This window comes from Bradyrhizobium sp. Rc2d, assembly GCF_900099855.1.
Lineage (GTDB): Bacteria > Pseudomonadota > Alphaproteobacteria > Rhizobiales > Xanthobacteraceae > Bradyrhizobium.
Window position 1 is genome coordinate 1 of record NZ_FNCU01000085.1, and the last position, 21,076, is coordinate 21,076.

The 21,076-nt window shown below is 64.5% G+C and carries 23 protein-coding genes; 15 read left to right on the forward strand and 8 right to left on the reverse strand.

Going from position 1 to position 21,076, the window contains the following annotated elements:
• Window positions 1-17 precede the first annotated feature (17 nt).
• Both BLV07_RS44520 and hemE read right to left on the reverse strand, forming a co-directional pair.
• Window positions 18-957 (reverse strand): IS630 family transposase gene (locus tag BLV07_RS44520; protein WP_091881219.1). Its coding sequence is split into 2 segments (ribosomal slippage): window positions 18-644 and window positions 646-957, totalling 939 coding nucleotides; the frame shifts between segments, so codons are not numbered across the junction.
• Window positions 958-1,127: 170 nt separating this feature from the next.
• The gene (gene hemE, locus BLV07_RS44525; protein WP_091898965.1) at window positions 1,128-2,162 is read right to left on the reverse strand and encodes a uroporphyrinogen decarboxylase; all 1,035 of its coding nucleotides are present in this window, start codon (window positions 2,160-2,162) and stop codon (window positions 1,128-1,130) included.
• A 109-nt stretch (window positions 2,163-2,271) separates the two neighbouring features.
• Here hemE and BLV07_RS44530 point away from each other — a divergent pair, with 109 nt between their 5' ends.
• On the forward strand, window positions 2,272-2,487 hold the full coding sequence (locus BLV07_RS44530; RefSeq protein ID WP_091898984.1) for a hypothetical protein: 216 nt from the start codon (window positions 2,272-2,274) through the stop codon (window positions 2,485-2,487).
• A gap of 160 nt (window positions 2,488-2,647) precedes the next feature.
• The gene (locus BLV07_RS44535) at window positions 2,648-4,552 is read left to right on the forward strand and encodes a sensor domain-containing diguanylate cyclase (protein ID WP_091898966.1); all 1,905 of its coding nucleotides are present in this window, start codon (window positions 2,648-2,650) and stop codon (window positions 4,550-4,552) included.
• 10 nt (window positions 4,553-4,562) lie between these two features.
• On the opposite strand, the gene BLV07_RS49605 is transcribed toward BLV07_RS44535, so the two are convergent.
• Window positions 4,563-4,781 (reverse strand): SlyX family protein, encoded by a 219-nt coding sequence (locus BLV07_RS49605; RefSeq protein WP_091898967.1) that lies wholly within the window; start codon window positions 4,779-4,781, stop codon window positions 4,563-4,565.
• Window positions 4,771-5,553, reverse strand: coding sequence for an oxygen-dependent tRNA uridine(34) hydroxylase TrhO (trhO, locus tag BLV07_RS44545; RefSeq protein WP_091898968.1), 783 nt, complete (start codon window positions 5,551-5,553; stop codon window positions 4,771-4,773). Before trhO ends, BLV07_RS49605 begins: the two co-directional genes overlap by 11 nt.
• A 197-nt stretch (window positions 5,554-5,750) precedes the next feature.
• Here trhO and ggt point away from each other — a divergent pair, with 197 nt between their 5' ends.
• The 8 genes from ggt (at window position 5,751) to BLV07_RS44585 (ending at window position 13,717) form a co-directional block, all read left to right on the forward strand.
• Window positions 5,751-7,337, forward strand: a complete 1,587-nt coding sequence (gene ggt, locus BLV07_RS44550; protein WP_091898969.1) for a gamma-glutamyltransferase — start codon at window positions 5,751-5,753, stop codon at window positions 7,335-7,337.
• Window positions 7,338-7,502: 165 nt separating this feature from the next.
• Window positions 7,503-8,117 carry a (2Fe-2S)-binding protein gene (locus tag BLV07_RS44555; protein WP_091898970.1) on the forward strand — a complete coding sequence of 205 codons (615 nt, stop codon included), beginning with the start codon at window positions 7,503-7,505 and terminating at the stop codon, window positions 8,115-8,117.
• Window positions 8,118-8,121: 4 nt separating this feature from the next.
• Window positions 8,122-9,138, forward strand: a complete 1,017-nt coding sequence (locus BLV07_RS44560; protein WP_091898971.1) for an FAD binding domain-containing protein — start codon at window positions 8,122-8,124, stop codon at window positions 9,136-9,138.
• Window positions 9,139-9,140: 2 nt separating this feature from the next.
• On the forward strand, window positions 9,141-11,432 hold the full coding sequence (locus BLV07_RS44565; protein ID WP_091898972.1) for a xanthine dehydrogenase family protein molybdopterin-binding subunit: 2,292 nt from the start codon (window positions 9,141-9,143) through the stop codon (window positions 11,430-11,432).
• A 60-nt stretch (window positions 11,433-11,492) separates the two neighbouring features.
• Entirely contained in the window at window positions 11,493-11,957 is a 465-nt protein-coding gene (locus tag BLV07_RS44570) for an FKBP-type peptidyl-prolyl cis-trans isomerase (protein WP_091898973.1), read from the forward strand.
• A 172-nt stretch (window positions 11,958-12,129) separates the two neighbouring features.
• Window positions 12,130-12,639, forward strand: a complete 510-nt coding sequence (locus BLV07_RS44575) for a cupin domain-containing protein (RefSeq protein ID WP_091898974.1) — start codon at window positions 12,130-12,132, stop codon at window positions 12,637-12,639.
• A 134-nt stretch (window positions 12,640-12,773) separates the two neighbouring features.
• A complete protein-coding gene (locus tag BLV07_RS44580) occupies window positions 12,774-13,202 on the forward strand; it encodes a VOC family protein (RefSeq protein ID WP_176946175.1) in 429 nt (142 codons plus the stop codon).
• A gap of 26 nt (window positions 13,203-13,228) precedes the next feature.
• Window positions 13,229-13,717 (forward strand): VOC family protein, encoded by a 489-nt coding sequence (locus BLV07_RS44585; RefSeq protein ID WP_091898976.1) that lies wholly within the window; start codon window positions 13,229-13,231, stop codon window positions 13,715-13,717.
• A gap of 157 nt (window positions 13,718-13,874) precedes the next feature.
• Here the strand turns inward: BLV07_RS44585 and BLV07_RS44590 are convergent, their stop codons facing one another.
• Window positions 13,875-15,044, reverse strand: coding sequence for a hypothetical protein (locus tag BLV07_RS44590; protein ID WP_176946176.1), 1,170 nt, complete (start codon window positions 15,042-15,044; stop codon window positions 13,875-13,877).
• A gap of 2 nt (window positions 15,045-15,046) precedes the next feature.
• Window positions 15,047-15,748: a FecR family protein gene (locus tag BLV07_RS44595; protein WP_176946177.1), complete on the reverse strand. Its 702-nt coding sequence runs from the start codon at window positions 15,746-15,748 to the stop codon at window positions 15,047-15,049.
• A 218-nt stretch (window positions 15,749-15,966) separates the two neighbouring features.
• On the opposite strand from BLV07_RS44595, the gene BLV07_RS44600 reads away from it, so the two are divergent.
• On the forward strand, window positions 15,967-17,229 hold the full coding sequence (locus BLV07_RS44600; RefSeq protein WP_091898979.1) for a phospholipid carrier-dependent glycosyltransferase: 1,263 nt from the start codon (window positions 15,967-15,969) through the stop codon (window positions 17,227-17,229).
• A 57-nt stretch (window positions 17,230-17,286) separates the two neighbouring features.
• Here BLV07_RS44600 and BLV07_RS44605 read toward each other — a convergent pair whose 3' ends face one another.
• The gene (locus BLV07_RS44605; protein ID WP_091898980.1) at window positions 17,287-17,928 is read right to left on the reverse strand and encodes an OmpA family protein; all 642 of its coding nucleotides are present in this window, start codon (window positions 17,926-17,928) and stop codon (window positions 17,287-17,289) included.
• A 373-nt stretch (window positions 17,929-18,301) separates the two neighbouring features.
• On the opposite strand from BLV07_RS44605, the gene BLV07_RS44615 reads away from it, so the two are divergent.
• The 3 genes from BLV07_RS44615 to BLV07_RS44625 all read left to right on the forward strand — a co-directional run bounded on the left by BLV07_RS44615 (window position 18,302) and on the right by BLV07_RS44625 (window position 20,171).
• The gene (locus tag BLV07_RS44615) at window positions 18,302-18,538 is read left to right on the forward strand and encodes a hypothetical protein (RefSeq protein WP_091898985.1); all 237 of its coding nucleotides are present in this window, start codon (window positions 18,302-18,304) and stop codon (window positions 18,536-18,538) included.
• Window positions 18,539-18,657: 119 nt separating this feature from the next.
• Complete coding sequence (locus BLV07_RS44620) at window positions 18,658-18,903, forward strand: hypothetical protein (protein ID WP_091898982.1); 246 nt, start codon at window positions 18,658-18,660, stop codon at window positions 18,901-18,903.
• A gap of 104 nt (window positions 18,904-19,007) precedes the next feature.
• Window positions 19,008-20,171 carry a winged helix-turn-helix domain-containing protein gene (locus tag BLV07_RS44625; protein WP_091898983.1) on the forward strand — a complete coding sequence of 388 codons (1,164 nt, stop codon included), beginning with the start codon at window positions 19,008-19,010 and terminating at the stop codon, window positions 20,169-20,171.
• On the opposite strand, the gene BLV07_RS49610 is transcribed toward BLV07_RS44625, so the two are convergent.
• A complete protein-coding gene (locus BLV07_RS49610) occupies window positions 20,113-20,583 on the reverse strand; it encodes a ribosomal maturation YjgA family protein (RefSeq protein WP_244551454.1) in 471 nt (156 codons plus the stop codon). The two genes, BLV07_RS44625 and BLV07_RS49610, sit on opposite strands and share 59 nt — an antisense overlap.
• Window positions 20,584-20,662: 79 nt before the next feature.
• Between BLV07_RS49610 and BLV07_RS44635 the strand changes: the two genes are divergently transcribed.
• Window positions 20,663-21,076: MFS transporter (locus tag BLV07_RS44635; RefSeq protein ID WP_143035731.1), on the forward strand; the 414-nt coding region annotated here is incomplete at its 3' end.

Sequence of the window (21,076 nt, forward strand, 5' to 3'; positions counted from 1 at the left end):
CCTAGAGCGAGTTGCGATCAAAGCGGATTATACCCGCAATGACGGATGTAGTTGGCGCATTCGACAGGGGTAAAGAGGCTGAGAGTGCGGCCGATGAGGTCCCAGAGGGCATCGACGGTTCGAGCTTGGGCTTGTCGCAACAGTTCCTTGAGTTTGGCGAAGGCCATCTCGATCGGATTGAGATCGGGGCTGTAGGGCGGCAGGAACAGAAGCCGCGCACCGGCACCGGCGATGAGACGCGCGGCCGCTTCATTCTTATGGCTCGACAAATTGTCGAGGATCACCGTGTCGCCTTCGCGCAGGGTGGGGACGAGGATTTGCTCGACATAGGCGAAGAAGCACTCGGCGTTGATCGGCCCGTCGAGCACAAACGGCGCTATCAGCCCCTCGCAGGTCAGGCCGGCAAGGAACGTCGTCGTCTTCCAATGTCCGTGCGGCGCATGGCCCAAGGCGCGTGTGCCGACATTGGCCCAGGCGTAACGACGCGTCATCGCCGTCGTCGTCCAGGTCTCGTCGAGGAAGATGAGCCGACCGCCAAGGCTGGTTTGCGCGCACCGCCACGCTTGTCGGCGCTCAACGACGTCGGGACGATCCTGTTCGCTGGCGTGCACGGTTTTTTTTGAAGCTAATGCCCTCACCGGCAAAGAAGCGCGACAGCATCGACTTGTCGGCTTCGACGCCATGCCTGCGAAGCAGTCGCTCGGCGATCGCATCGAGCGTCAGATCGTTCTCTTTGCGCCGAAGTTCCAAGAGCCAGTCCCGATGCGGCTTCAGCACAGAACGCCGATCACCGCCGGTCGGCAAAGCCGCCGTGCGCTGCGTTTCCTCGAACGCCTTCACCCAGCGGATCGCGCTCGCGATCCCGACCCGGAATATCCGGGCCGCCTCGTTCCGCGAAAGGCCATCCTCAACGACGGCCTTGATCACCCGAATGCGAAGAGCCTCTCCATGCGCCATCCCTGCCGGCCTCCTCCCGGCCTCAAGGATGAATCACGGTTCGCTCCCTTTGGGAATCCCTGCGATTCAATTCGAGCCCAACATGCTCTAGATTTTTCAATGACTTGTCTACTGTGCATGGGGTTGTTTTCGCAGCTTTTGTTTTGCCGTGCCCCCTTGGGCGAAATAAATCAGCCCCGCACGCGCCTCAGCATCTGCTCGACATGGACGATCGGCGTTTCCGGCTGGATGCCGTGGCCGAGATTGAAGATCAGGCGTCCTTGCGCAAAATTCGCCAGCACGTCGTCGACGGCGCGGTCGAGCGCTGCGCCACCAGTGATCAACACCAGCGGGTCGAGATTACCCTGCACGGCGACCTTGCTCTGCACGCGCTCGCGGATGAAGGCCGGCTCCGCGGTCCAGTCGATGCTCACCGCGTTGACGCCGGTTGCCTCGACATAGGCCGGCAGCTGCGCGCCGGCACCGCGTGGGAAGCCGATGATCTTCGCATCTGGCACCTTCGCGCGCACGCCTTCGACGATGCGCCGCGTCGGCTCGATCGACCAGCGCGCGAACTCGGTGGGCGGCAGCACGCCAGCCCAGGTGTCGAAGATCTGCAAGGCGTCGGCGCCGGCGGCGAGCTGCGCCAGCAGATATTCGACCGAGTTGTCGACCAGCACGTCGATGATTTGCGCGAAGGCCTCCGGATGCCGGTAGGCCATCATCCGCGCCGGCGCCTGGTCGGGCGTGCCCTGGCCGGCGACCATGTAGGTCGCCACCGTCCACGGCGCGCCGCAGAAGCCGATCAGCGTCACCTCGGGAGCGAGCGCGCCGCGCACGATCCGCAGCGCCTCGAACACCGGCGCGAGCTTGGAGAAGTCGGCGCGCGCGGCCAGCGTCGCAACCTTCGCCGGATCATCCAGCGGTTCGAGCCGCGGGCCTTCGCCGACCTCGAAGCGCACGGAGCGGCCGAGCGCATAGGGGATCACCAGAATGTCCGAGAAGATGATCGCAGCATTGAAGCCGAACCTTCGGATCGGTTGCAGCGTCACCTCGGCGGCAAGCTCCGGGGTGAAGCAGAGATCGAGGAAGCCGCCTGCCTTGGCGCGCACCTCGCGATATTCCGGCAGGTAGCGGCCGGCCTGCCGCATCATCCACATGGGCGGGATGGCCTGGCGCTGGCCGGAGAGCACGTCGATGAAGGGCTTTGTCGCAGACTGGGGCACGAGCTGTCCTGATGCAGATTGAGGTTCCTGATACACCGTGAGAGGCCCGAGCGGAACAGGGGAACCGGCGCAAATGCGCCGCGTTGACCAGCCAATCGAGGAGGATCTCATGGCTCAGACATTCAACCCTGCGCCGCACGACAAGCACGCCGACGACCTGCGCGAAGCGCTCGCCGCCGATCGCAACGCCAAGCTCGATGACGGTCTGAAGGATACGTTCCCGGCCTCCGATCCCGTGAGCGCCGCGCAACCGACACCCTCGAAGGCGGATGCGGATGCCGAGCATCCCTCGCTCTGGAACAAAGTTAAGGCCATCTTCAGCTAGCCGGCGGGAGCCGGATTCCGATAAGCACGCTAATGTTCTGTTAGCGATGGGCCGATGCTTGCGTCCGTACGACTACGGGATCGCCGCGCATTGCTGCGGTAATTTCAGAGTTCAATAACAGAAGCGGCAGAGTTTCCGAACGATCGGAGAATTCTGCCGCATGAGTGCTGCGACCCAAAGAGCCGGATGGAGCCGTCTGCCGCTGCGCGCGGCCGCGTTCGTCGTGCTCACCTGCGCGACCATCCTTGGGGTCAGCGCCTGGCGCGAATGGGCTGCGCGCGATGCCGTGCTCAAGGGTGCCGAGACCGAGATGGCGAACGTTGCCCGTTCGCTGACACAGCATGCAGAGGACAGCCTCGATCTTCTGGATTCCGGCGTCGTCGGCGTCGTCAGCCGGCTGGAGATGGACGGCGCCGGCTCTGCCACGATCGCGAAGCTGCGTACCCTGCTGGAAGCGCGCAAGAAGGCCATCGAGCGCATTCACAGCCTCGGCATCATCGACGATCAGGGCAATTGGCTGACCTTGCCCGGCACGATCGGCTCGACCTTCAGCGACGACGCGTTCTTCCGTCATCACCAGCTCTCTCCGAAACGTGAGCCCCATGTCGGCCGTCCCGTGAAAAGCCTCCTGGACGGCGAATGGGTCGTCACCCTGTCGCGCCGCTTCAACAAGGCGGACGGCAGCTTCGGCGGTGTGGTGCTCGCGACCATCAGCTCGAAATATCTTTCGCATTTCTACGAGCAGTTCGAGATCGGCCGCAACAGCTCGGTGGCGCTGACGCATGGCGACGGCCTGATCGTCGCGCGCAACCCGAACAACGAAAAGTTCGTCGGACACAGTGTTGCCGACAAGCCGCTGTTCCGCGACGCCAGCCTGCAGCGGCCGGGCGGCGCCTATCATTTCAAGTCGCCGCTGGACGGCGCCCAGCGCGTCAGCTTCTTCAAGCGCAGCAGCCGCTACCCGCTGGTCCTGCTCGCCACCGTCGACAAGGACGAGTTGCTGGCGCCCTGGCGCGCAGCCGCAATCTCCCGCATGCTCTACGTGGTCGCCCTGGTGATGCTGATCGCGATCATCGGTGCCATGCTGGTGCGGCAGTTGCAGCGGGGCCAGCGCATGGCCGCGGCCCTGATCGAGAAGGAGGCTCACTTCCGCCTGCTCGCGGAAGGCTCCAGCGACATGGTGACCCGCATCGGGCTCGACGAGCGGCTGCGTTATGTCTCGCCCGCGTCGGTGCGCCTCGTCGGCTGGCGCGCCAATCAACTGATCGGCACGCCTGCGCTCGCAGGCATCAATCCGGAGGATCTGCCGCAGGTCCAGGCGATCGTCGACGCCATGAAGCGCGGCGAGACGGAGGAGGCGCGCCTCGTCTATCGCAACGCGCACCGGGAGAACGGCGAAGTCTGGCTCGAATCGACCATGCGGGTGACGCGCAAGGACAATGGCCGCGTCGACGGCGTGGTGGCGATCTCGCGCGACATCACCGAGCACAAGAAGCTGGAGACCAGGCTCGAGACGCTGGCGATCGAGGACAGCCTCACGGGCCTTGCCAACCGCCGCCGCTTCGACGAACGACTCAAGGAGGAGTGGGCGCGTGCCTATCGCGACCGCTCCAGCCTCGCCTTGCTGATGATCGACGTCGACCACTTCAAGGCCTACAATGACGAATATGGCCATCCCGCGGGCGACGCCTGCCTCCGCCTGGTGGCGCAGATCATCGCGGCCGAGATGCAGCGTCCCGGTGACCTCGCGGCGCGCTATGGCGGCGAGGAGTTCGCCATGCTGCTGCCGAACACCGATGCCGAAGGCTGCGCCCGGGTCGGCGACCAGATCAGGCGGGCGATCCGCGAGGCGGGCCTGGTCCACACCACCAACCATGCGACCGGTTGCGTCACTGCTTCGCTCGGAGGCGCGGCGTGCCGGCCGGTGCTGGAGCGCACGGCGGGCGTGGCCTCGCTCGTCGAGGCGGCCGATCAGGCGCTCTACGCCGCGAAGGAAGCCGGGCGCAACCGATTGATGATGTCGGGCGAAGTGGCCAGCCTGATGCTCAAGGCGTCCGGTCAGTAGCTCATCTTTTTCAATAATGCGGCGGGCGCTCGTTGGCAGGGCCCGGCGCATTCGCCTCGGCCTCCTGGAGCCGTTCGCTCAGCTGTGCGATCTGCCGCGTCAGCGCATCGATCTGCTTCCACTGCGCCGTGATGGTCTGGTTCAGCGTCTCGATCGTGTCGTCCTGATAGGCAAGGCGCATCTCCAGCGTGTCGATGCGCTCGCTCAGCGTCTTGATCTCATTCGTCACGGCCGTGCCCCTTGTCCAATTCGCGCAAGCCAAGTTCTCGCAATCCATGGCCGAGCGCGACGCGCTCGTCGAACACGAAGCATTCGCCGCGCCAGCGGCTCTGCGTCTCCGGCACCTGTTCCAGATATTTGAGGATGCCGCCCTTGAGGTGATAGATCTCGGCAAAGCCGCGCGCGAGCAGATGCGCGCTGGCCTTCTCGCAGCGGATGCCGCCGGTGCAGAACATCGCGATCCTGCGGTGCTTTGCCGGATCGAGCTGCGCGGCGGCAAAATCCTTGAACTGGCCAAAACTCTTGATGCCCGGATCAACCGCGCCCTCGAACGTGCCCATCGCCACCTCGAAGGCATTGCGGGTGTCGAGCAGCAGCGTGTCGGGTGCCGCGATCAGCGCATTCCATTCGAAGGCGTCGACATAGGTGCCGACCTGCTTTGTCGGATCGGCGGCCGCATCGCCGAGCGTGACGATCTCCTTCTTCAGCCGCACCTTGAGCCGGCCGAACGGCATCGCCGCGGCGGTCGAGAATTTGAGTTCGAGATTGTCCAGCCTGCCGCCGAATATGTCGCCGTGCGCGAGCTCGTGAGCGAAGGCGCCGATCGCCTCCGGGATGCCCGCGACAGTGCCGTTGATGCCCTCCTGGGCCAGCAGCACGCTCCCCTTCAGCGCCAGGCCAGCGCAGAGCGCGCGCAGCGGCTCGCGCAGTTCGCGGTAATCCGGGAGGGCGGCGAATTGGTAGAAGGCGGCGACCTTGGTGGCCGAATTGTTGTCAGACATGGCGGCTCGTTTAGCAGGCCGCCGGCGCCCGGAAAACCCGCATGGCTGAAAGCCGCGAGTGGTCCATACGCCCAGCGGATGGCAGCCATTTCATTGGTATGCCAGCATTGCTCCGGCTGGCCGGAATATGTCATGTAGGCCGGGTTTTTCCGAGATGGCGCGCCGTCGCGCCGGATGTCCAAGAAAGCAAGAATCGCATGAGAAACTTCCATTTCCCCGGCAGGTCCACCGTCCATGCCACCAATGCGATGGTGGCGACCTCGCATCCGCAGGCATCGCTCGCCGCGATCGAGGTGCTGCGCGAGGGCGGCACGGCGGTGGACGCAGCGGTCGCCGGCTCGGCCGTGCTCGGCGTGATCGAGCCGCAATCGACCGGCATCGGCGGCGACTGTTTTGCGCTGATCCAGCCGAGGGGCGAGGGCAAGATCATCGCCTATAATGGCTCCGGCCGCGCGCCGAAGGCGGCGAACGCCGACTGGTATCTCGAGCGCAAGATCAACTCGGTACCGCTGACCTCGGCGCATGCGGTGTCGATTCCCGGTGTGGTCGACGCCTTCGCCACCGTGCTGCGCGATCACGGCAAGTTCGGCTTCGACCGGCTGCTGCAGCCCGCGATCAAGGCGGCGGAAGAGGGCTACGTCGTCGCGCCGCGCGTCGCCTTCGATTGGAAGAACCAGTTCGAGAAGCTGAAGGGCGGCACCAACACCGTGCGTTACCTGCTGCCGGGCGGCAAGCCGCCGGTGGCCGGTGACGTCATTCGCCAGGCGGAGCTCGGCAAGACCCTGCGCGCGATCGCCAAGGACGGCCGCGACGCCTTCTACAAAGGCCCGATCGCGGAGGACATGGTCGAGACCCTGCGCGGGATCGGCGGCCTGCACACGCTCGATGATTTCGCCGCGCACACGACGGAAGTGACCACGCCGATCGGCACCATGTACAAGGGTTACGACGTCTGGCAGTGCCCGCCGAACGGACCCGGCGTCACCATGCTGCTGATGCTGAACATCCTGTCGCGGTTCGATCTGACCAAGTTCGCACCGCTCAGCGTCGAGCGCTTCCACCTCGAGGCGGAGGCCGCGCGCATCGCCTACATGAATCGCGAGATGCATGTCGCTGCCCCCGATCATATGAAGATCAACGTCGCCGAGATGCTCGCCAAGGGCTTTGCCGACGAGTACATCAGCAAGATCCGGATGGACGGCATGCTCGAGCTGCCGAATGTCGCGCCGCCGATGAATCCGTCGACCATCTACATCACGGTGGTGGACAAGGACCGCAACGTCTGCTCGTTCATCAACTCGATCGCCCATTCCTTCGGTTCGGCGATAGTCTCCAACAAGACCGGCGTCCTGTTCCAGAACCGAGCCGGCGGATTCCGCATCCAGCCGGGCCATCCCAACTGCATCGCAGGCGGCAAGCGCCCGCTGCACACGATCATGCCGAGCCTGCTCACCAAGGGTGGCCGTTCCGTGATGCCGTTCGCCGTGATGGGCGGACAGTATCAACCGACCGGCCAGACGCATGTGCTGACCAACATCCTCGACTATGGCTGCGACGTGCAGGAGGCGATCGATATGCCGCGCGGCCTGCATTACGAGGGCCAGTATCAGCTCGAGGACAGCGTGCCCGCCGCGATCGTCGAGGGCCTGAAGAAGCTCGGCCACAAGACCACCAGCGTGGTCGGTCCGCTCGGCGGCGCCCAGGCGATCTGGATCGACTGGGAAAAGGGTACGCTCACCGGCGGTTCCGATCCGCGCAAGGACGGCTGCGCGCTGGGCTATTGAGCGCCCGCGCGGTTCCCCGCGCAAGATCAGGAAAAGTTGACGAAGGGCGACGCGGCATTTGCTGCGTCGCCCTTTCTCGTTCGGAACGGAGCCCATTGCTTCAGGTTAAGGGGCGATGAGCGGTGCAGGCGTGCGCTGCTTGGTTTGAAGCAGTGGAGACCGTCCATGTCCGATAAATCAAGTTCCAGAGCATCCGCATTCGATCGGCGCGCCTTCATGGCCGGCGTCGCTGGGAGCGCGCTCGTACCGATGACGGCGCGTGCCGCCACGCAGGACGCGAATGCGCCGGTCGCACAAGATCCGGCGCTTCCTGTCGAGGTCACCCTCCACGTGAACGGCAAGGACAAGCGCCTGAGCATCGATGCGCGAACCACTGTGCTCGACGCGCTGCGCGAACAGCTCAAGCTCACCGGCAGCAAGAAGGGATGCGATCACGGCCAGTGCGGCGCCTGCACGGTGCTGATCGGCGACCGGCGCGTGGTGTCGTGCCTGACGCTCGCGCTTGCGGCCGAAGGCCAGGAGATCACGACGATCGAAGGCCTCGCCACCAACGACCGCCTGCATCCGATGCAGCAGGCTTTCATCGACAACGACGCATTCCAGTGCGGCTATTGCACGCCCGGCCAGATCATGTCCGCTGTGGCCTGCGTCAAGGAGGGGCATGCAAACAACGAGGCGGACATCCGCGAATATATGAGCGGCAATATCTGCCGCTGTGCCGCCTATCCCAACATCGTCGCCGCCGTGAAGCAGGCCGCGCCCGAGATCATGAAAGGCTAGGCGCATGCGACCGTTTTCGTATCAGAGGGCAACAGACCCTGACATGGCCGTGCAGGCGCTCAGCGCCGCCGCGGCCGCGAACAATCCGCTGACACAGGCCCCTGCGCAGCCGCTCGCCGGCGGCACCACGCTGATCGATCTGATGAAGCTGGATGTGATGCGGCCGGCCGCGATCGTCGATATCAATCCGCTCGCGGGCGGCTGGTCGGCGATCGAGCCGAAGGATGACGGCCTGCGGCTCGGCGCGCTCGCGAAGATGTCCGACGTCGCCGCGCATGACGGCATCCAGCGCAACTATCCGGTGATCGCCAATTCGCTGAAGCTCGCGGCGAGCGCCCAGCTGCGCAACATGGCGACGCTCGGCGGCAACGTGATGCAGCGAACGCGTTGCAGCTATTTCCGCGATGTTTCCTATGAGAACTGCAACAAGCGCCATCCCGGCTCCGGTTGCGCCGCGATGGACGGCGTCAACCGCATGCATGCCGTGCTCGGCGTCTCCGACCAGTGCATCGCGACCTATCCAGGCGATTTCGCCCAGGCGCTGATCGCTCTCGATGCCATGGTCGAGATCACGGGCAAGGCCGGCACGCGCAGCATGCCGTTTGCCCAGCTTCACAAGACGCCGGGCAGTACGCCCGACATCGAAACCACGCTTCAGCCCGGTGAGCTGATCTCGGCCTTCGCGGTGCCAGGACGCTGGCCGCGCTCGGTGTATCTCAAGGCGCGCGACCGGCAATCCTATGAGTTCGCGCTGTCCTCGGCTGCGGTCGCGCTCGACGTGCAGGACGGCACGATCAGGGACGCACGTGTCGCGCTCGGCGGTGTCGCCACCGTGCCCTGGCGGGCGCGCGAGGCGGAGGCGCTGCTCAAGGGGCAAAAGTTCGACGAAGCCCTGGCGCAGCGCGTCGCCGATGCCGCTTTCGCAGATGCCAGGGGGCGGCGGCACAACAGCTTCAAGATCGCGCTCGGCAAGCGCGTGGTGGCACGCGCGCTCCAGCAGGCCGTAACGATGGAGATCTGATCATGACCGCTGCTGCTCCCGGGCCGAAGACGAACATGGGCCAGCCCGTGCCGCGCTATGACGCGGCCGTAAAGGTGACTGGACGCGCGACCTATGCGTCCGACATGCCGCTCGCCGACCCCGCCTATGCGTTCCTCGTCACCAGCGCCATCGCCAAGGGACGGGTCGATCGTTTCGATCTCGATGAGGCCGGACGTGTGCGCGGCGTGATCGACATCGTCACCCACGAAAACGCACCGAAGCTGAAGGACTCGAAGCTCTTCAGCAATGGCGGCTATGCCGGCACGACGATCCAGCCGTTGAAATCGGCCGACATTGCCCATGACGGCCAGATCATTGCGGTGGTCGTTGCCGAGAGCTACGAGGCGGCCCGCGAGGCCGCAAACCGCGTCAAGGTCAGCTACACGGCCACCGCGCCGAGCGCGACCTTCGACTCGCCCGGAACGACCATGGCGGCAGCGAAGGGGCAGAATGCCCAGTTCAAGGAAGACCCGAAGGTCGGCGATTTCGCCAAGGCGTTCGACGAAGCCGAGGTCAAGCTGACCGCATCCTACGACACGCCGACGCAGCATCACAATCCGATGGAGCTGTTCTCGACGAGCTGCGCCTGGATGGGCGACAACCTCGTCATCTACGAGCCGAGCCAGTTCGTCTACGGCCTGAAGAACGGCGTCGCCGAACAGCTCGGCATCGACGCCGACAAGGTCCGCGTGGTCAACCCCTATGTCGGCGGCGGCTTCGGCTCGCGTGGCTCGATGACGCCGCGCACCGCCATCATCGCCGCTATCGCAAAGCGCCTGAACCGGCCAATCAAGCTGGTCCCGACCCGCGACCAGGGCTTTACCATCGCCACCTATCGCGCCGAGACCCGCCACGAGATCAAGCTTGGTGCGCGTCGCGACGGCAAGTTGGTCGCGCTCAGGCACGAAGGCGCCGAGGTCTCTTCGCGCCCCGATCCCTATTGCGTCGGCGGCACCAAGACGACGACGCGGCTCTATGCCTGTCCGAATGTCGACAGCCTCGTCTCGATCGTGCGCGCCGATCGCAACACGCCCGGCTTCATGCGCTCGCCACCGGAGGTGCCGTATCTGTTCGCGCTGGAGAGCGCGATGGACGAGCTGGCGGTGAAGCTGAACATGGATCCGATCGAGCTCCGCCGCATCAACGACACCACCGTTGAGCCGATCAGCGGCAAGCCCTATACGTCGCGCTCGCTGATGGCCTGCTTCGACGAGGCCGCCAAGGCGTTCGGCTGGGCGCAGCGTTCGCCTCAGCCGAAATCGATGTCGGATGGCGACTGGCTGATCGGTTATGGCTGTGCCACCACCTGCTATCCGACGCACATGGGGCCGTCCGCCGCGCGCGTGCGCCTCCAGCGTGACGGCCGCACCCGTGTGGAGATCGCCGGCCACGAGATCGGGACCGGCGCCTACACCGTCATCGCCCAGACAGCCGCTGAGCGGCTCGGCGTGCCGCTCGAGAAGGTCGCCGTCTTCATCGGCGACAGCGATCTGCCACCGGCGCCGGTTGCCGGAGGCTCGAATTCGACGGCCAGCACCTGCTCCGTGGTGATGATGGTGTGCGACCAGATCCGGCAGCGCCTGTTCAAGGCGGTGATGCCGAGCCAAAGCCTGACGGACAAGGCCAAGGAGACCGTGGGTATCGGCCAGACACCGGCCACGCAGGCGGCGAAGGGCGACCGCGCGCTCGACCTGGAGAAAGCCTTCGACGCGCTTGGTGTCGGCGTCGTCGAGGAATATGGCGAGTGGAAGCCGGAAGACGCGCCGCTGGATTCCTTCCGCGCCATGCACAGCGGGCAGGTGCGGCTGGTCGGTGGCCACGCCATGAAAGACCAGATCGCCTATGCCTTCGGTGCGGAGTTCGTCGAGGTCCGCGTCAACCGCTTCACGCATGAGATCCGCTGTCCTCGTCTGGTCGGCGCGTTCGCGGCAGGCCGCATCATGAATCCGCGCACCGCGCGCAGCCAGCTGATGGGCGGGCTGATCTGGGGCATGTCGTCGGCGCTGTTGGAGGCCACCGAGATCGACGAACGCAATGCGCGCTACGTCAACGACAACTTCGCGGACTACCTCGTGCCCGTGAATGCGGACGTGCCCAGCGTCGAGGTCATCATGCTCTCCGAGCAGGACGATCACATCAATCCGGCAGGTGCGAAGGGCCTCGGCGAGCTTGCCAATGTCGGCACCAATGCGGCGGTCTGCAATGCGATCTATCACGCCACGGGCCAGCGCATCCGCAAGCTGCCAGTCCGGCTGGAAAATATCGAGGTGTGAGGGGTGGAAACCTCACCCGCATTGCGCTAGACACCTCCCGCTTCAAACGGAAGGTGCCTAATGCAGCGTTTCCAGCGCGCACTCCTCGCCCTGATGTCGGCACTCGCGATCACCGTGATCGCCGGCGTGTCGCATTTCGTTTCCACCACGGCCTCGGCCCAGACTGCAGGAAAGACCATGACCACAGCTTCAGGCTTGCAGATCATCGACAGTGTCGCCGGCACTGGCGCTTCGCCAAAGCCGGGCCAGATCTGCGTGATGCACTACACCGGCTGGCTCTACGAGAACGGCCAGAAGGGCAAGAAATTCGACTCGTCCGTCGACCGCAACGAGCCGTTCGAATTCCCGATCGGCAAGGGCCGCGTCATCGCCGGCTGGGACGAGGGCGTTGCCTCGATGAAGGTCGGCGGCAAGCGTACGCTGATCATCCCGCCGCAGCTGGGCTACGGCGCCCGCGGTGCCGGCGGCGTGATCCCGCCGAACGCGACGCTGATGTTCGACGTGGAATTGCTCGCGGTGAAATAGTTTGCGCCGTCATCCCGGGTTCGTGCTGCGCATCGCCCCGGGATGACTGAGCCATACGGGTTTGCTCGCGAAAGCAACGTCTCGTGACTACGAGGGCTCCGATTTTGCTGTGGCTCGTGGGCGCGGCTTTGGGTTAGTTTGCCGCCCAAGGAACCAACAGAAAGCAAGTCCCATGACCGGCCATGACCACACGCATTCGCACCATGCACACGATCACGACGATCGCTGGAAACATGACGGCGTGCGCGTCATTCCCGGCAACCAGCTCGATACGAACGTGCCGTCGACGGCAGGCATGGACCGCGCGGCCGCGATCAATTTCGCGCGCGTCGGCGCCCAGAAATTGTGGGCGGGCACGGTCAGCATCAAGCCCGACGCCAAGACCGGCGCGCATCACCACGGCCATCTCGAAAGCGTCATCTATGTGGTGAAGGGTAAGGCGCGGATGCGCTGGGGCGAGCGTCTGCAATTCACCGCGGAGGCCGGGCCCGGCGATTTCATTTTCGTCCCGCCCTACGTCCCGCATCAGGAGATCAACGCCAGCCCCGACGAGGTGCTGGAATGCGTGCTGGTGCGCAGCGACGGCGAGGCGGTCGCGATCAATCTCGATATCGAGCCGGTCGAGAAGCCCGAGACCGTGCTGTGGATCGACCCCGTGCACCGCGATCCCAACGAGAAATAGTAAGGCCGTCCGAGAGGGGGCGAGGTTCGGTGCGGCAGAACCTCGCGGGGAAGGTCAAAAAAATATTCGGAAGCCGTGTCGGATGGCCGCTGGCTGGTCCGTCCTTGGGCAGGACCCCCGCCAAGGAGCTTCCGATGCCCAAGATGATCTTCGTCAACCTGCCGGTGACCGACCTCAAGCGCGCCACTGCCTTCTACGAGGCGATTGGCGCGGTCAAGAATCCGCAATTCAGTGACGACACGGCGAGCTGCATGGTCTTTTCCGAGACCATTTTCGCCATGCTGCTGACCCACGACAAATTCCGTCAGTTCACGCCGAAGCCGATCGCGGATGCCAAGACCTCGAACCAGGTGCTGTTCTGCCTGTCCGCGGACAGCCGCAGCGATGTAGACGATATTATCGGCAAGGCCGAGGCTGCGGGCGGGGTGGCCGATCCCAGTCCGAAGGACGAATACAGCTTCATGTACGGCCGCAGCTTCGAAGATCCCGACGGTCATATGTGGGGTGTGAACTGGATGGATCTCGCGGCGACCCCTCTGCAGCCCGAGATGGCGAACGTCTGATCGCGGCCCAGAACAGGAGCATTCAAATGTCCAAGGTCACGCCCTGCCTGTGGTTCAACGGCGACGCTGAACAAGCCGCCAACTTCTACGTCTCCCTGCTGCCCGACTCCAAGATCGTGCACGTCCAGCGCAACGTCTCCGATGGCCCCTCCGGCAAGCAGGGTTCGGTGCTGGTCGTCGAGTTCGCGCTCGGCGGGCAGCGCCTGGTCGCGCTGAATGGCGGAATGAAGATGGAGTACACCCACGCGCTGTCGCTGATGATCAATTGCGACGACCAGACCCAGGTCGACAGCGTCTGGAATGCTTTCCTCGCGCATGGCGGCAAGGAAGAGCAATGCGGCTGGCTCAGGGATCGCTGGGGGGTGGCCTGGCAGGTGGTGCCGAAAGTGATGTTCGAATTCCTGTCGAGCCCGGACAAGGCCGCGGCCGCGCGCGCGATGCAGGCTATGATGAAGATGGTCAAGCTGGATGTCGACGCGTTGCGTCGCGCGTTCGAGGGCAAGTCGGCGGCGTGAGCCGCGGCATGGCCACGCCACACACTCACTGTCATCGCCCGGCTTTGACCGGGCGATCCAGTACTCCGAGACGGTCGTGGTTCAATGATGGGCCGCGGCGTACTGGATGCCCCGCCTTCGCGGGGCATGACAGCTGAATGTGCGGCAAGCCATCGCCCTAATAATTAATCCGCAGCCCCACGCCGCCGTGGATGGTGTTGCCGACCGGCTGCGGGCCCAGCGTGCCGTTGGCGAAGAGATCCACGATCCAGCCTTTTTGCAGGCGGAAGCCGAGGCGGCCGCCATATTCGAACCAGCCCTGGTTGCCCATGGTCGGGACCAGGACGCCATTGCCGGTCACGGTCGCCACGATGCCGCTGTGCCCAGCAAACGACTGCACCCAGCCGCCGTTGATATTGGCCTCGATATTGCTGCCGTAGAGATGCGTCCACTGGCCGCCGATCTTGACCAGGCTGGTGCGGTCAGTACCGGTCGCAATCGTGGCATCGAACGGATTAAAGGCCACTGCGCTGTCGGTGTAGCCCGACACGCGCTGCCAGAGCTGCCAGACCTCGACGGAGGCCGCGACCTCGTCGCGCGGCGACAGGCGGCTGATCCAGCCGGCGCGGCCGTACACGGCGTAGTTCGAGGCGTTGGTCGAGCCGGTCACGCTCACAGGGCCGAGGCTGGTATCGTAGCTGCGTGTGTAGCGCGCCTTCTCCCACGGCGTCAGGATCGTGCCGACGTCGAAGAACGGGCGCGACGAGCCCCAGTCGGTGAAGTCATAACGCAGCGCGAAGGCCCCGATCGGTGCGCTCGTGATCTTGTAGCCGCCCTCGTTGTAGTGCGTGTAGGCGATGCCGGCGAGCAGCGACAGATTGTTGGTCAGCTCCTTGCGGCCGTGGATGCCGGCGGAGAACGAGCCGGCCGAGCCGAACGCGCTGATGCAGTCGCTGCAATTGATCTGCTCGTTGACGCCGAGCAGCACCGTGCCGAGCACGCGGTTGGTGATCATCTGGTTGAAGCGCTGATTGGCAAGGCCGCCGATCGAATTGCCGCTGGAATCCGCGCCGGTCGGCGTCGGGCTTGGCGATGGATCCGGGCTCGGCGCGGACGCAGGATCCGGGGTCGGCGAGGGCGACGGAGAGGGGCTCGGCGAGGGGGAGGGTGATGGAGAATAGGTCGGCGTTGGGGACGGCGAATAGGTCGGGTCAGGCGTCGGCTCACCGCATTCGGATCCGCACGTCGCCTGGGCTGCCGCCGGTCGAATATCCGGCGCAAATGCAAGCGCAGCCAAGGCGGCCAGCGCGCCAGCGAGAACCCAGCGCTCCAAGCGGAGTTTCACCATTGTCACCGCCCGCACAGCATGCCGTCGTCTTGGACGGCAGGCGTGATGGTCGGCGAGGCGGCGGCATATTGGTTGACGGCGCAAAGCCCCGCGCTCGCTGCGCAGTTGGCGGCGAACGTCCAGGGCGGCGTGTTGGTCTTGGTGATGCCGACCTTGCCACCGGTCGAGGTGATGATCGCAGTGTCGCCGGGCTGGGTGAGCTGCACGCACTGGGAGCTCTTCGTGCAGACGCTGGCCGCGCCCTCCTGAAGCACGACGACGGAGCGGCCGCGCTGCGAGAGGATGTCGAGCGTGGTGCCGCGCACTCCGATGGTCGCTAGCGGGGTCGTGATCTTGTAGGCCGTCTTCTCGGAGTGCCCGGTGACGAAGCGGAAGGCGCCGGTGGTCATGCGGATCGCGACGTCGCGATAGCTGTGTTCGTCGTTGAACACGGTGCGGTCGAGCTTCAGCGTGGCGCTCGGGCCCAGCGACAGGTTGGTGCTGTCGGCCATGACGAAGCGCGCCGCGCTGTCGGCGCCGGTGCGCACGGTCTCGTCGCGCAGCATGCTGTCGCCGACATTGATCGGCGTGGCGGTCGCGGCCACGCGCACCACTTCGTTCTGGATCACGACGGCTTCGCCGACGCGCGTCTGCGCCTGCGCGCAAGGGCCTGCGCACAATGCGGCCGACAACAGAGAGGGGAAAAGCCAGAAACGCAAATTCATTTCGCAACCGATCGATATGTCCCTGATCGTACCGGATCGCGCGCACTTGCGATGTGGCGGAATTATCACAAGCGGCGCGGGACGTGCGTTATGCTTAGTGACAGTCGCGGCAGAATGCGTTCAATGAAAACCGCGATCTCCTTTTTGTCCGCGGTGACGCCAATTTGCCACGCAAAACATCTCCACAGCCGACGCTCGAATTATCCGCGGTTCCAAAGATGTCGCGGAGCGCAGTGATTGCCGTCGCGATTTTCCTGGTTGCTCATCTCGCGCTGCTGATCGGTCTCGCGACACCGGGGAAGTTCGTCTTCGACGAGGTGCATTATGTGCCGGCGGCGCGGCAGATGCTGACGCCCGTGATGTCGGGGCCGATGCTCAATCCAATGCACCCGCCGCTGGGCAAGGAGCTGATCGCGGCATCGATCGCAGCCTTTGGCGACAACGCGTTTGGTTGGCGCTATCCGGCGACCTTGTTCGGCGCACTCGCGGTCGTCGCGATCTATCTGTGCGGCCTCGCGGTGTTCTCTGCGCAAGGGCCCGCGATCGCAGCCGCGCTCATCGCTGGCAGCAACCAGATGCTCTACGTGCAGGCGCGTATCGCCATGCTCGACATCTTTGCGCTCGGCTTCGGCCTGCTCGCGACCGCCGCCTTCATGCATGGTTTTCGAAAAGAGCGGCCGCATGCGCTGTTCGCGCTCACGGGCAGCCTGTTCGGCTGTGCTGTGGCCTGCAAATGGAGCGGCCTGTTTCCACTGGGCGTCTGCATCGCCATCGTTGCGGTGATCCGCCTGATGCAGGGCTGGCGCACGCAGTTTGCCGACGCCAGGCCGATCGACTGGTATCGGCCCGATCTCTGGGCCGGTTTTCGGGCGCAGCATGCCGCGCTCTGCTTCGCCGTCCTGCCGGCGACGACGTATCTTGCCGCTTTCGTTCCGCTCTACGGATTGTCGTTGCCGGATTTGATCGAAGCACAGCGGCGGATCTTCGCCGACAACACCACGACCGCGATCGCCGGCCACACCTATATGAGCGCGTGGCCATCCTGGCCGTTGCTCGCCCGCCCGGTCTGGTTCCTGTTCGACAAGACGGCGGAGGACAACATCGCCGCGATCGTCTTCCTCGGCAATCCGCTTGTGTTGTGGCCGGCGCTGCTCGCGCTCGCCGTGGTGCTGCGCGATTTCATCGTGGCGCGGCGCTGGGATGCATTCCTGATCGCGGCGTTCTATTTCGGTCCCTGGCTCGCCTGGGCGTTGCTGCCGCGCACGCTGGGTTTCATCTATTACTATCTGCCGGCCGCGACCGCGGCGTCGCTTGCGCTGGTCTATGTGCTGCGCCGGGAGGGGCTGCCGCGCTGGCTGCTGTGGGCCTATGTCGGCGTCGCCGCGGCCGGCTTTGCGCTTCTGCTGCCGATCTCCGCGGCCTTTGTCGGCACCTCTATGCGAACCTTCGGCCGGCTGATGTTGTTCCAGAGCTGGATATGACATCGCCGCCTGCCGGATTAGAGCAGGCGGCGCGTTTCGTCAGGCGTAACTTGGAGATCACTTCGACGCGGTCTTGGTGTCCATGTTTACGACCTGGACGCGGCGGTTGATCGGGTCGGCGCCGTTGGCGGCGTCCTTCAGCTTGGTCTCGCCGTAACCGACGGTGACGAGATCGGCGCTGTTCAGGCCGTAGTTCTGCACCAGGTACTTCTTGATGGTGTCGGCGCGCCGTTCGGAGAGGCCCTGGTTGTACTGTTCGCCGCCGATCGTGTCGGTGTGGCCGGCGACCACGAAGGTCGAACCTTTGAGCGCCGGATCGGACAGCGCCTTGCCGAGCGCTTGCACCGATGCCACCGACGTCTTGGCAATCTCAGCCGAGTTGTAGTCGAACTGAATCTCCAGATCGATCTTCGGCTTGGTCGCCGCGAGCTCTGCGATCTGCTCGCGTTCGCCCGTCGATAGCGACCGGGTCGAGCGGTTGCGCACGGTGTTGAGGAAGGTCGATTCCTTGGCCTGCGCGGCGGTATCGACCTGCGGCCCAACGGACAGGCCACGAGTTACCGGCTTCGGCTTCAGTGCATCCAGGATCTGGCCCGCGGAGACGTTGTTGTCGCCGGCCAGGGCAAGGCTCGCCGTCATCGAGAGGGCCGCGGAGAGGGTAATCGCCTTCAGTCCGAAAAATTTATCAAAACGGGTCATTGTCGTATCCTCGCTGTTACGCCTGATGGCGATTTGATGTTGCGAGCTTAGGGAAGGTTCAAAGGCCCGGATGTGATCCTTGTCACATTCGAAGCCACGAGCCGGAGGCCATTGTGTTCGTTCGCGGGTTGCGCCGAACCAGCTCACCGACCATTCCCGGAAATCCGCGTTCACCGATCGTCGCAAAGGCGTCGCCCCACGGCCCGCCCACGAACAAGAATTCGTCCAGATGCGCGCCTAGCAGGCTTTGATCATTCAACAAATCGTCCGCGAGTGAGCCGAGTTCCATCCAGTGCCGAGGCCGAGCGATTACCAGCGTGACTACCAGTTCTATCGCAGCGGCCCGCCGGATCGGACAGTGTCCCTGAATTCGATGCCTATTTATATTGGCGCCGCGATGATCGCGGTGGCGATCCTGCTGTCGACGCTGATCACGGGGCTGACCTCCCGCTATGTCGGTCTGGAAGGGCCGGCCGAGGATCACATGTGGCTGGTCGATCGTCTGACCGGCAGCGTCTATCGCTGCCAGTCGGAGGGGCGCGGCAAGGCGTCCTGTGAGCCGGACACCGCTACAGGTAGCCTCGGGGAGCGCCCAAAAGCCGCACGCTAGCAGTGGTTATCGCTGCGGCGCAGCAACGAAAATGTCTTCTCCCTGAAAACTTGTCGCTGAAGAATGGCTCTTGCGTTGGCCGGCATGACGCCGGTTTTGTCCTACGGAGGAGACATTCGATGAAGATGTTGCTTTCGGCTGTTGTGCTCGCCGTGTTCGCGGCCTCGCCGGCTTCTGCAGCAAAGATGCAACCGTGTACAGGCGAGGCGATCGGCAAATCGATGACCGCAATGGGAACCGTGGATTCGCCCGCCAAACAGGCGATGGCCAAGGAAATGGCCGCAGCCAACAGCGAGATGAGCAAAGGCAATATGCGCGGCGCCTGCATGCATTACATGAAGGCGCAGAAGATGAGCGCGAAATAACTTGCTCCATTCGTCGACAGACCGCGCTGTCAGCAGATGGCAGCGCGGTTTTCTTTGCCTCTCTTGTTTGCCTCGGCGCGAATCCCGCTACATTGCCTGCTGCAATGTCACGTCCGCCCAAACCGCTTCCGATCACCACGACACAGGCCCGGCAGATCTGGCTACATGCCCAGCGGCTGGACGGGCGCGCGCCGTTCGGCGACGGCGCGCAGGCCGTCGCGGATGTGGTCGCTCATCTCGGCTATGTGCAGATCGACACCATCAACGTGATCGAGCGCTGCCACCACCACATCCTGTTCAGCCGGATCCCATCCTACCGCCGCGCCGATCTTCGCCATGCCCAGAGCGTCGAGCGAAGTGTGTTCGAATACTGGACGCATGCGCTGTCCTACGTGCCGGCGAGCGACTTCCGCTTCTTCCTGCCGGCGATGCGTGAGCACCGGCGCGAGGGCCACAAATGGTTCGCTTCGGTGCAGCCGGCCGACACGCGCAAGGTGATGCGGCTGCTGCGCGCCGGCCCGCTGACGATCCGCGACATCGAGGACGACGTGCTCGTCGAGAAGGAGCATTTGTGGCAGAGCCGCAAGCCGTCGAAGCGGGCCTTGCAGCTCGCCTTCTACACCGGCGCCGTGACCATCAGCGCGCGTCAGGGCATGCTCAAGACCTATGAACTGATGACGCGGCATTTCGGCTGGGACAAGCTGCCGAAGCCCGCGTCGGCGAAGGAGATCACGGCCTATCTGCTCGAGCGCGCGCTGCGCTCGCAGGGCGTGGTGAGCCTGGATTCGATCTGCCATCTCGATGCGCCGCGCAAAAAGGCGGTGGCGGGCCTGGTCGCCTCGCGCGTGCGCCGCGGCGAGCTCGTGCCTGTCGCGATCGACGGCGCGGCCAAGCAGGAGCATTGGGCGGCGCCGGGCGCGCTGGAGCTGGGTGAGCGGGCATCGCCGGACCTCGTCCATATCCTGTCGCCGTTCGATCCGCTGATCATCCAGCGCAAGCGCACCAATCTCATCTTCGGCTACAACCATCTCTTCGAAGCCTATGTGCCGAAGGCCAAGCGCAAGCTCGGCTATTTCGCGCTGCCGGTCCTGGTCGGCGACGAGATCGTTGCCGCGCTCGACCTCAAGACGGACCGGCAGGCCAAGAAGCTCTTGATGCAGAAATGGACCTGGGTCGGCGAGGGCAAGAAGACCGCACGCCGCAAGGAGCTCAAGCGCAAGATCGAGGACGAGCTCGATCGCTTCGAGCGGTTTCAACTCGCGGAGTGAACACTGCTCGCCACGGTGTCGGTTTCGTAGGGTGGACAAAGCGAAGCGTGCCCATCATCGTCGTAGGTGATGCGGATGGTGGGCACGGTGCTAGGGCGCCTTTCCGCACCCTATGAGACCGGAATGCATCGAGCCACGGCGTGTGAACCAGTCGGGAGAACTCGACCACGATGGCGATCATCACCGCGATCTGCGTCCGAGTAAGCCGCGGCAGCAAGACGCCGACCAGCAGAAACACCATCGTCGCCCACAACAGCGAGCCGCCGTACTTCACGACGAAGGCGGGCAGCCCGAGCGGAAAGCCGTACCAGCGCAAGGAGAGTCCGCTGACGATCACCCCGAGCGCGAGGGCGGCGCGGATCAGCGATGTCCGTAGCAGCGCAACAGGTTTATCCGGCTGCGCTCCGTGCATTGCTCGCTCCATTGACTCTTTGCCCGCGATGCTGAAAACCGCCAACCAGCCCACAAAAGCAACAACCCGGGGGGAAGCCATGAGCCAGACCACCACCTATGCCGGTTCCGCCGGCGGTGCCAGGAACGCCAGCAAGAGCACCATCGAGACCTCGACCATCCGCGCCATCTCCTGGCGCCTGATTCCGTTCCTGGTGCTGGCCTACTTCTTCTCCTATCTCGACCGCGTCAATCTCGGCTTCGCCGCGCTGACCATGAACGCGGAGCTGAAGTTCACGCCGCTGATCTTCTCCTGGGGCGCCGGCATCTTCTTCATCGGCTACTTCATCTTCGAGGTGCCGAGCAACCTCGCGCTGGAAAAATTCGGCGCCAGCCGCTGGATCGCCCGCATCATGGTGACCTGGGGCATCATCTCGGCGCTGATGGCGCTGGTCAGCGGTGTCACCAGCTTCTACGTTTTGCGCTTCCTGCTCGGCGTCGCCGAGGCCGGCTTC